This window comes from Pseudomonas sp. YuFO20 (assembly GCF_035064975.1).
GTDB lineage: Bacteria > Pseudomonadota > Gammaproteobacteria > Pseudomonadales > Pseudomonadaceae > Aquipseudomonas > Aquipseudomonas putida_AE.
In genome coordinates, this window is the sequence record NZ_JAXDEO010000063.1 from 20,755 (window position 1) to 30,390 (window position 9,636).

Consider the following 9,636-nt stretch of genomic DNA (forward strand, 5'->3'; position numbering starts at 1 on the left):
ATGCGCGTCTCGCTCAATGAAATCCAGGTGATCTGCCGCAAGGCCTTCGAAGGCATCGGCTTCGCCGCCGGTGACTGCGACGACGCCGCCGAGATGATCGCCCGCCTGCAACTGCAAGGCCTCGATGGCATCGGTGCGTTGAAAAAGGCCCTGGCGTACCTGCACGACGAAGTCGATCGGCCCATCGACACCTGCTACGAAGACGCCGCGCAGCTGACCCTCGATGCCCACGGCCAGAGTGTCCTGCGCTGCGCCGCGCAGGCGGTCGAGCTGGGTGTCAGCAAGGCCTTGCGTGGCGGCAGTGCGCTGATCCGCATCCGCCATTGCCATAACCGCATCCTGCTGCTCGGTTACCTGGCGCGCTGCTCGGCCGAGGCGCTGAATTTTTGCGTGTACTGGCGCGATGCGCGCCAGGAGCTGGTCGCCACGTTCAGTGCCGGGCAAACCTGCCCGATCCTGCGGGTGTATGACCTGCCGCAACCGGCGCAGAGCGACGAGCAAAGCATCAATGTGCTGATCTCCCAGCACTTCATGCTGCTGCCGCGACTGAGTGCCGAGGATGCCGTGCCTACCGTTCACCCGCAGCCTGCCGGGGAGCTGATGGTCGACGACGAGGTCTGGGCCCAGCTGAAGAAACTTGGCGAGCGGGTGCTGGTTGAAAGCACCGAGGAATCCCGTCGGCGCGGTGCCGGCGAAAGCAGCGATGGCCAATAAAACCTTGCAACGCATCAGGAATCAATCAATGAAACACGCGATCAAGACCGACCTTTTCGCCTCGCGCGCACCACTGGAATGGGCGGTGGTCGGCAACGGCACGCTGTACACCGCACAAATCCCCATCGACCGCGAGGGCCAGGTGGTCAGCGGGGGCATCGAGGCGCAAACCCGGCAGACCCTGGACAATCTGCGCCATACCCTGCAGGCCGCTGGCAGCACGCTCGACGCGGTTACGCAGGTGCTGATCTACGTCACGGATCGCAGTTACCTGGCGACGGTGAACGGGATCTACGCCGAGTATTTCCAGGCGCCCTACCCCAACCGCGCCGCCATCGTCGTGGCTGGGTTGGCGCGGGAGGGGATGCTGGTGGAGCTGGTGGTATACGCCTGCCTTGACCTGCCGGCGAAGACGGCCTGACAGCCGCCCCGGTCTCAAGCGAACGCATTCCCCTGTAGGAGCTGCCGAAGGCTGCGATCTTTTGATTTTCAAGATCAAAAGATCGCAGCCTTCGGCAGCTCCTACAGAGGGAAGTCCACGCAATGTTCAGGGCTGTCCCCCCATATTAAAACCCCTCCCCCCTTGAACCTTGTCCCAAGACACCAGTCTTAAACGGGCGTTTTTCCTCCCCCCAATCGTCGTCATCTCATCAGAGCTGTCCGCACCATGCGCCCATCCGCCCTCGCCTTGCGCTTCACTTCGCTGTGCCTGTTGACCTCGCTGCCCCTGATCACCACCCCTGCCCAAGCCGGTGCGGAGCGTCAGCTTGTGGAAGCCATCAACGATTATCGAGCCCACCCCGAAGACTGCGCACGGCGTCCCGCCCAACGCCTGTCGCCGCTGGCCCTGAAGTCAAGCCTGGCCTTGCCGATCGGCTACGGCGGCGGTTTGCGTGACCGCTTGAAAGCTTCCGGGTACCAGGCCGTTACGGTGCGATCCATCCGCGTGGTGGGTGCGCAGGATGCCGAAGAGGCTTTCGAGATGCTGCAGGATGAGCACTGTTCGGCCTTGCTGGACAACCAGTACGCCGACATTGGCGTCACTCGCAGTCGTAGTGAGTGGCAAGTGGTGCTGGCGCGGCCGGTGCTGGACAGTCAGGTGAGCGATCCGCGCAGTGTCGGCAAGACCTTGCTCGCGCAGGTCAATGCCGCCCGTGCCAAACCGCGCCTGTGCGGGCGCCAGCGCTTCGCCGCCGCGCGGCCATTGGCCTGGAACGCCAGCCTCGGCGCGGCGGCGCAAGGGCACAGCAAAGCCATGGCCTACGGCAACTACTTCGCCCACCAGGACCCCGATGGCGACACTGCGGCCGACCGCGCGCGAGCCGCCGGTTTCCGTGGCCGGCAGATCGGCGAAAACATCGCAGCCGGCCAGGGCTCACCGAACAAGGCCATGGCCGGTTGGCTGGCAAGTCCCGGGCATTGCGCCAACCTGATGAACCCGATGTTCACTCAGGTCGGTGCGGCTTATGCGATGGATGCGCGCAGTGACCAGGGGGTCTACTGGACGATGATGTTTGGCGCGCAATGATCGGCATTTCATCGAACGGTTATTTGACCAGCCTGGTTTCCCTGGACGGCCGATAACCGAAGTAGGCGCTGTAGCACTTGCTGAAGTGGCTGGGTGAAACGAAACCACAGGCCACCGAGACTTCCACGATGGTCAGCGTGGTGTGCTGCAGCAATCGCCGCGCTTCGGTGATGCGCAAATCCATGTAGTAGCGCTGGGGCGTGGTGCCCAACTGCTCCTTGAACAGGCGCTCGATCTGCCGGCGTGACCGACCGGCATACAGACAAAGCGCCTCCATCTCCAGCGGCTCTTCCAGGTTGGCGTCCATCAGGTTGACCACCTCCCTCAACGGACCACTGACGGAGACATTCAAGGTGGGCTTGATGCGCCGGTAGCGCGACGCTTCAAACGCCAGGATGTCTTCGATACCGTCAGTCAGCGCCTTGTCATGCAAGCCCTTGATCCATTCCAGGGCCATGTAGAAGGAACCCGTCGGGCTGGACGCCGTCAGGCGGTCGCGATCCACCACGTAGGCTTCGCTGGTGACCTGGCTGAGCCTGGCGATTTCCGCCAGCGCCGGACGATGCTCCGGGTGAATGGCGCAGCGATAGCCGTCGAGCAAACCGGCCTGGCCGAGAAACCAGGCGCCATTCCAGATCCCGGCCAGTGTCACGCCCTGCTCGGCCGCGCCTTGCAAGAGGCCGGTCAGCCCGTCGTCGGCCTTGAGCGCCGTGCGGTAGCCACCGCAGACAACCAACAGATCCAGCGATTGAATTTCGACCGGGTCAAGGCGCGCATCGGGTCGAATCACCAGGCCCAGGTCGCTGATGACTTCGCCTTCGCTCAGCCCGAAGGTTTTCGTCGAAAACAGCTCGGGCCGCAGCAGGTTGGCGGTGACGATGGTGTCGAGCGCCTGGGTGAAGGCCGGCAGCGAAAAATGTTCCAGCAGCAGGAAGCCGGCCCTGGCCCGAACGGACTGGCCTTCGTGGTCATTGAGGTAACGAAGGTTCTTGCCCTTCATGGCACCGCTGAACTGACGTCGCTCTACCAACGTTCGCCTCGCCTGGTCGTGTTGAACAAGATGTGAATGGCCGCATTGATAACCGTCTCTCGCGACGGCTATCGATGCGCGCTCTGTTTACGCCAGTTGAAGCTCCGGAGCAAGCGGGTCTGTTCGCGCACAAAAGATCATGAAGGCCGGCGCACCACCCTCACCCGCCCGCTGTTGCCACCGCCACAGAAAAACCGCTCGCCTCCGTCGGACTCCAGCCCCGATACGCCGATGCCGGCCGGCAGCCTGAGGCTTTCCAGCACTTCGCCAGTGCTCGAGTCGACGCGCCGCAATTCGCCCTCTTCGCCTTCCCAGGTGCCGTGCCACAGGGCGCCCTCGACCCAGGTCACACCCGTGACAAATCGGTTGGATTGCAGGGTGCGCAGGACTTTCCCGGTTTCGGGGTCGATCTGATGAATTTTCCGTTCGCGGTACTGGCCCACCCACAGCGAGCCTTCGGCCCAGGTCAGACCCGAGTCGTTGCCACCGCCGGGGGCCGGAATGGTGGAGAGGATTTCGCCAGTGCTCGGGTCGACTTTCTGGATGCGGTCCTCGGCGATCTGGAACAGGTGCGTGCCATCGAATGCCGTGCCGGCATGGCCGGCGACATCGAGCGAGCGCAGCAGGTGGCCACTGTCGGGGTCCAGGGCGTGGAGCTTGTCGGTGGTTGCAAACCACACCTGCTCACCGTCCCAGGTAACGCCGTGCACGGCATCGACATCGGCAAAGGGGCCATATTCACGCAGGATTTCGGCGGCTGACTGTTTCATTTCGGTGTTCCTCCAAAGGGGTAGGTGGAATCATCCTAGCCACCGGGCAGCGGAACCGGGAGTAACAAGGTCGTCGCGAAACCGGGCACCGGCGGGGTCAGCCAGCGCCGGGCCCGTCCCTGTCCGAACGACTGCACCTTGCCCTCGGCTGCCAGCGATTCGAGCGAGCGCTGCACTGCGCGCTGGCTGCTGCCCAACGCCAGGGCCAGGGCCGAACTCGACCAGGACTCGCCATCGCCGAGCAAGGCGAACACCGCGGCGTACTTGTCTTCCACCGGTGGGGCGAGCAGCACCACCTCGGGTGAAACCTGCGCCACCAGGATAAAACCACGACGGGTCGCATGGATACCGGCCAGGGGTTTGAGCGCGGCACGCAAGCGGCCGATTTCGACCCGCAAGCGGGCGCGATGGGATTCATCGCTGAGTTTCAGGCGAAACGCCTTGGCAATGAGGACTTCCCTGGGCACATCGGATGGCCAGGCTTCGGCCAGTGTTCGCGCGAGGGTGAAGAGGATCGGGCGCTTCGATAAAGCGACCGACATGCCCGACCCACGCACCACGTTTCGACAGGCATCCACCACCAGTGCGGTCGAGGCCAGCAACGCTTCCACTTCGTCGAGCAACACCGGTCGCCCCGTGCCGTGACTGATCAGGCGTGCAGCGGGACTGTCGAGCAGGTGCTGCGCGCTTTCGACTTCCGCCGACAGCGCGGGAATGCCCGCCTGTTGTGCGGCCAGTTCTGCCCTGGCCAAGGCAGCCCGCGCCGCCTGGGCCTGCAGGTGGCGCATGGCGATCCCCGCCGCCACCAGTTCATGGGTGGCCCGCAGGGGCGGTGGCAAGGTGGCCGGGGCAAGCTGCGCAAGTTGCTCCTGGGCCTGATCCAGCTGGCCGATCAGCAACAGGCGGCGGATCTGCAGATAGCGCGCATGGGCCGCGTTCACCCGATCATCGTGAGCCTCCAGGGTGAGCCGCGCCGCCTCGAGGGCCTTGACCGGCCAGCCGAGGTCCCGTGACGCCAGTGCGATCTCGGCCTCAGCGACCACACAGCGCGCCCGCGCCAGCGCCTCATGCGGCCCGAACGCCCGCGCCGCCCGGCGCACCAGCGCCTTGGCCCGCGCCAGATCGCCCAGTTGCGCCATGGCGATGCCGCGCAGCGCCAGCGCCGGCGCATCGTCGCGCAGCGCCACCCGGTCCAGCGCGCCCAGCGGATCCCCCGCCGCCAGCGCCTGCGCTGCCGCGTTGATCATCGAGTCCATTGCAATCCTGCCACGCGTGTCACTCCTGTCGAGATAGCCCTCCTGATGAGTCTATATCACGACCAGGCCAGCGTATCCGGCACGCACACCACGCCGTCAAACAGCAGGCGAGCTGTGCGCATCAAGCCACACCCGACCAACACTCCGTCCTGCAGACGCAGCTCAACGCTGAATTCCCCCGTGGGGTGCTCGACCTGAAGGCGCTTCACCTCGACCTCGTCGACCCGGGCGATACCCGCCGCCACACTGCCCTCGATCAGGCAGGCAACCGCCACGCTGACCGCGCCGAACACGCCGATGCTGGTGTGGCAGCGATGGGGAATAAAGGTGCGGGTGCTCAGTGCCCCGCCGGCCTGTGGCGGCGCAATCAGGCACATCTTCGGCACGTTGCGCTGGGCCACCTCGCCCAGGTTCATCCGCGGGCCGACCTGCAAGCGGATCGATTCGAGCCGGGCCTTCAACGCGCTGTCGGCATCGAGTTGCCCGGGGCTTTCATCGCCGCGCAGGCCAAGGTCGGAGGCGCGGATCAGCACCACCGGCATGCCGTTGTCGACGCAGGTGACCTCAATGCCGTCGAACACATCGACCACCTGGCCGGTGGGCAATAACGATCCGCAGCTGGAACCGGCGACATTCTCGAATTCGACGATCAGCGGAGCGCCGCCACCAGGTACCCCGTCGATCCGCGCTTCACCGCTATAGTTGACGCTACCTTGGGGTGTGGGCACATGGGCCACCGCGATCTGTCCGGTGTTTTCCATGAAAATGCGCACCGGTGTCACATCACTCCGGGCGGCCACCAGCCCGCGCTCGATGGCGAACGGCCCGACGCCGGCGAGGATGTTGCCGCAGTTCTGCCCGTAATCGACGCGCGGCTCATCGACCAGCACCTGAGCGAACAGGTAATCCACGTCGGCATCATCGCGCGCCGAGGGCTGGATGATCGCCACCTTGCTGGTCAGCGAGTCGCCGCCACCGATGCCGTCGATCTGCCGCGCATCCGGCGAACCCATGGCCGCCAACAGCACGCGGTCGCGTAGCGCCGACTGCTCGGGCAAGTCACCCGCCAGGAAGTAAGCCCCCTTGGACGTCCCCCCGCGCATCAACAGGCAAGGAATGCGTATCTGGCCCATGCTCAGTCTCCGAGTTCGTCGAGGCTGTCGACGTAGCGCAGGCCCTTCTCCGCCAGGCGTGCGCGCATGTTGTAGATGTCCAGCCCCAGCTCGCCATTGGCCAGGCGCTGGGCCTTGTGCTCTTCCAGGTCGGCGCGGGCACGGCTGGCCTCGACCACTTGCGAGACTTCGGCGCGACGCACGATGACCACGCCATCGTCATCGGCCACCACCACATCCCCCGGGTTGACCAGCTGACCGCCACACACCAGCGGCAGGTTGACCGAGCCGAGGGTCTCCTTGATCGTGCCCTGGGCATTGATGGCGCGGGACCAGACCGCAAAGCCCATCTCGCGCAAGGTGTGGGTGTCGCGCACCCCGGCATCGATCACCAGGGCACGCACGCCGTGTGCCTTGAGCGAGGTCGCCAGCAGATCGCCGAAGTAACCGTCGGTGCACGGCGAACTGGGGGCCACCACCAGGATATCCCCTGGCCGGCACTGCTCCACCGCCACATGGAACATCCAGTTATCGCCCGGCGCGACCAGCACCGTCACCGCCGAACCACTGATCACGGTGCCACGCTGGATGGGTCTGATCGAAGACGCCAGCAGGCCTTTGCGCCCCTGCGCTTCATGAATGGTCGCGACGCCGTAGCGTTGCAGCTCATCGACCAGCGCGCGCTCGGCCCGGGCGATATTGCGCACGACGATACCGGTTTTGCCGATCAACTCGCTCATGCCAGGTTCTCCGTCACGCGCGGGAAAATGCTTTGATAGCCTTCGCCATAGATGATGTCGCGGGTGGAGGTGATCCCGACGTTGCGCTTGGCTTGCACGCCGCGCTGCAGGGCGACGCGGGTGTAGTACTCCCACAGGTGTTCCTGGCCGGCCATGCACTGGATGGCGGCGTACTTCTTGCCCCAGACCTGGGTGATATCCAGCAACACGTCGGGGCGCCATTCGCATTGCTCGGGCTGGTGCGGTTCGAAGCTGTAGACCGGTGGCGCGCCGACGATTTTCTCGCCCGGTTTGTAGCCTTCGGCCTGAGCGATGATGCGCGCCTCCTGGGTCAGGTTCATGGCCAGCGAGTGATCGTAGTTGTAGGGGTCTTTGCTTGAGTGACTGAGGACGAATTCCGGTTGCACCCGGCGAAACACATCGGCGAGTCGGAACAGGGTGTCCTTGTCCGCGCGCAACGGGTAGTCGCCGATGTCGAAGAACTCGACGCTGGCGCCGAGGATATCGGCGGCGGCCTGGGCTTCTTCACGGCGCGCACTTTTGACTTTGTCTTCGCTCACCTCGCCCTTGCGCCACAACTTGGCGGACTCGCCGCGCTCGCCGAATGACAGGCAGACGATGTGCACGTTGTAGCCCTGTTGCGCGTGCAGGGCGATGGCGCCGCCGGCGCGCCAGACGAAATCGGCAGAGTGAGCGCTGACCACCAGCGCGTTTTTCGGTGCGTTTTTCGGTGAATCGATCATTGCGGATACTCCTTCTGCGTGTCGAAAGAGCATCGCATCGGCACCTGCCAGCGGAGTAATGCGTTGCGCTGTTGCAGGTATGCGTTTTTTTTATTGCCACTGGTACAGGGCGGCGGCATAGTCCGCTGCAGAGAGCGAACTTCCGAGCAAAAGCCCCATGGAATCCACTGAACTGCCCAGCCTCATGCACGTACGCGCCTTCGTCCGGGTGGCCGATCACGGCAGCGTATCCAAGGCCTCTGTGGCGCTGTATCGGGCGCAATCGGTGGTGACCCGGGCGATTGCCGAGCTGGAAACCCGTCTCGCCGTGCCGCTGTTCGAACGCCACGCCAACGGTATGCGTTTGACCGATGATGGTGAACGCCTGCTGCCCCGTGCACGACGCGTACTCGCCGAGCTGGAAAGCGTGCCGCGGCTGTTGGGTGGCGGAGAAAAACGCGCGGTCGAGCCGCTTTACCTGCTCCAGGCCCGACGCCTGCAGGTGTTCATCAAACTCTGTGAAACGCGCCATATGCAGACGGTCGCCAGCCTGCTCGGCCTGAGTCAGCCGGCGATCAGCTCGACCATCAAGGTCATGGAAAGTGGCTGCGGCCAGACGCTCTTCGAGCGTACGCCACGGGGCTTGCAGCCCACTCCCGCGAGTCATGAAATCCTCTTTCCGATCCGCCGGGCACTGAACGAGTTGCGCCACATCGAGACCGACATCACCGCCCTGCGCGGTACCCTGCAAGGGGTGGTGCAGGTCGGCGCCCTGCCCCTTGGCCGCACGCGCATCCTGCCCGAGGCCATCGTGCGCCTGGTGGCCGAGCACCCGGCTATCCAGGTGATCACCAATGAAAGCCCGTTCGATCTGCTGGCGACGGAGCTGCGCGCCGGCGATGTCGATTTCATTTTCGGTGCCTTGCGTTCAGAGGCCTATGCCAGCGACCTGACCGGCGAGGCGTTGCTCACGGAAGACATGGTGGTGCTGGCCCGGCGTGATCATCCGCTCTATGCGAAAACCGCCCTGCACCACGAGCTGGGCAGCGCCCGATGGGTGCTGCCCCGCGCCGGATCGCCGGCCCGGCAGATGCTCGACGAGTGTTTCGCCCGCTTCGGCATCGCCCCGCCCCGGCCGGTGGTGGAAAGCGCCGACATGGCGATCATCCGCGGCCTATTGCTGCGCTCGGACATGCTCGCGGCGGTGTCCGCGCATCAACTGGAACAGGAAATCGCCTCCGGCGAGCTGTGCATTCTGCCAGTGGAATTGAAACAGACCACCCGGGCGATCGGCCTGACGTATCGCCATGGATGCCTGCACACGCCAGTGGCTCAAGCTTTGATGGAGATGATTCGCCGGGTGATTCGCGAACAGGCGGCGATTTCTGTGTGAACCATACACCGCTTTCGCGAGCAAGCCCGCTCCTACAGGGGATCTCCAGCGCACCCGGCACTTGTGCATGACACCGATCAAAATGTGGGAGCGGGCTTGCTCGCGAAGACGGCCGACCCGTTGACAGAGATATCGCCTGACTTACCGCTTTCGCGAGCAAGCTTGCTCCCACAGGGGGTCTCCAGCGCACCCGGCATTTGTGCTCGGCGCCAATCAAAATGTGGGAGCGGGCTTGCTCGCGAAGACGGCCGACTCGTTGACAGAGATGTCGCCTGACCCACCGCTTTCGCGAGCAAGCTTGCTCCTACAAGGGATCTCCAGTGCACACAGATCTTGTGCATGACACCGATCGAAATGTGGGAGCGGGCCTG

General features: G+C 64.5%; 10 protein-coding genes. 4 read left to right on the plus strand and 6 right to left on the minus strand.

Translation table 11 applies throughout. The features are described from left to right. From SOP85_RS26345 to SOP85_RS26355, 3 genes are all read left to right on the plus strand, one after another. Complete coding sequence (locus SOP85_RS26345; RefSeq protein ID WP_323628736.1) at nt 1-714, plus strand: DUF3726 domain-containing protein; 714 nt, start codon at nt 1-3, stop codon at nt 712-714. 28 nt (nt 715-742) lie between these two features. Then, a complete protein-coding gene (locus SOP85_RS26350) occupies nt 743-1,135 on the plus strand; it encodes a RidA family protein (RefSeq protein ID WP_323628737.1) in 393 nt (130 codons plus the stop codon). A 246-nt stretch (nt 1,136-1,381) separates the two neighbouring features. Continuing rightward, nucleotides 1,382-2,242 (plus strand): CAP domain-containing protein, encoded by an 861-nt coding sequence (locus SOP85_RS26355; protein WP_323628738.1) that lies wholly within the window; start codon nt 1,382-1,384, stop codon nt 2,240-2,242. Between the two features lie 19 nt (nt 2,243-2,261). Here the strand turns inward: SOP85_RS26355 and SOP85_RS26360 are convergent, their stop codons facing one another. From SOP85_RS26360 to galB, 6 genes are all read right to left on the minus strand, one after another. Continuing rightward, nucleotides 2,262-3,272 carry a GlxA family transcriptional regulator gene (locus tag SOP85_RS26360; RefSeq protein WP_274077940.1) on the minus strand — a complete coding sequence of 337 codons (1,011 nt, stop codon included), beginning with the start codon at nt 3,270-3,272 and terminating at the stop codon, nt 2,262-2,264. A gap of 137 nt (nt 3,273-3,409) precedes the next feature. Then, a complete protein-coding gene (locus SOP85_RS26365; RefSeq protein WP_274077939.1) occupies nt 3,410-4,042 on the minus strand; it encodes a Vgb family protein in 633 nt (210 codons plus the stop codon). 35 nt (nt 4,043-4,077) lie between these two features. Further along, complete coding sequence (locus SOP85_RS26370) at nt 4,078-5,298, minus strand: helix-turn-helix domain-containing protein (RefSeq protein WP_323628739.1); 1,221 nt, start codon at nt 5,296-5,298, stop codon at nt 4,078-4,080. A gap of 56 nt (nt 5,299-5,354) precedes the next feature. After that, nucleotides 5,355-6,431, minus strand: a complete 1,077-nt coding sequence (locus SOP85_RS26375; protein ID WP_323628740.1) for a 4-oxalomesaconate tautomerase — start codon at nt 6,429-6,431, stop codon at nt 5,355-5,357. Nucleotides 6,432-6,433: 2 nt separating this feature from the next. Next, entirely contained in the window at nt 6,434-7,150 is a 717-nt protein-coding gene (locus SOP85_RS26380) for a 4-carboxy-4-hydroxy-2-oxoadipate aldolase/oxaloacetate decarboxylase (RefSeq protein ID WP_323628741.1), read from the minus strand. After that, nucleotides 7,147-7,893, minus strand: a complete 747-nt coding sequence (gene galB / locus SOP85_RS26385) for a 4-oxalmesaconate hydratase (RefSeq protein WP_323628742.1) — start codon at nt 7,891-7,893, stop codon at nt 7,147-7,149. Before galB ends, SOP85_RS26380 begins: the two co-directional genes overlap by 4 nt. Nucleotides 7,894-8,050: 157 nt before the next feature. Between galB and SOP85_RS26390 the strand changes: the two genes are divergently transcribed. Continuing rightward, the gene (locus SOP85_RS26390) at nt 8,051-9,265 is read left to right on the plus strand and encodes a LysR family transcriptional regulator (protein ID WP_323628743.1); all 1,215 of its coding nucleotides are present in this window, start codon (nt 8,051-8,053) and stop codon (nt 9,263-9,265) included. The last annotated feature ends 371 nt before the right edge of the window (nt 9,266-9,636 follow it).

Coding starts and splice junctions, on each gene's coding strand:
- SOP85_RS26345 (WP_323628736.1), top strand. CDS start 1: ATGCGCGTCTCGCTCAATGAAATCCAGGTGATCTGCCGCAAGGCCTTC.
- SOP85_RS26350 (WP_323628737.1), top strand. CDS start 743: ATGAAACACGCGATCAAGACCGACCTTTTCGCCTCGCGCGCACCACTG.
- SOP85_RS26355 (WP_323628738.1), top strand. CDS start 1,382: ATGCGCCCATCCGCCCTCGCCTTGCGCTTCACTTCGCTGTGCCTGTTG.
- SOP85_RS26365 (WP_274077939.1), bottom strand. CDS start 4,042: ATGAAACAGTCAGCCGCCGAAATCCTGCGTGAATATGGCCCCTTTGCC.
- SOP85_RS26370 (WP_323628739.1), bottom strand. CDS start 5,298: ATGGACTCGATGATCAACGCGGCAGCGCAGGCGCTGGCGGCGGGGGAT.
- SOP85_RS26375 (WP_323628740.1), bottom strand. CDS start 6,431: ATGGGCCAGATACGCATTCCTTGCCTGTTGATGCGCGGGGGGACGTCC.
- SOP85_RS26380 (WP_323628741.1), bottom strand. CDS start 7,150: ATGAGCGAGTTGATCGGCAAAACCGGTATCGTCGTGCGCAATATCGCC.
- galB (WP_323628742.1), bottom strand. CDS start 7,893: ATGATCGATTCACCGAAAAACGCACCGAAAAACGCGCTGGTGGTCAGC.
- SOP85_RS26390 (WP_323628743.1), top strand. CDS start 8,051: ATGGAATCCACTGAACTGCCCAGCCTCATGCACGTACGCGCCTTCGTC.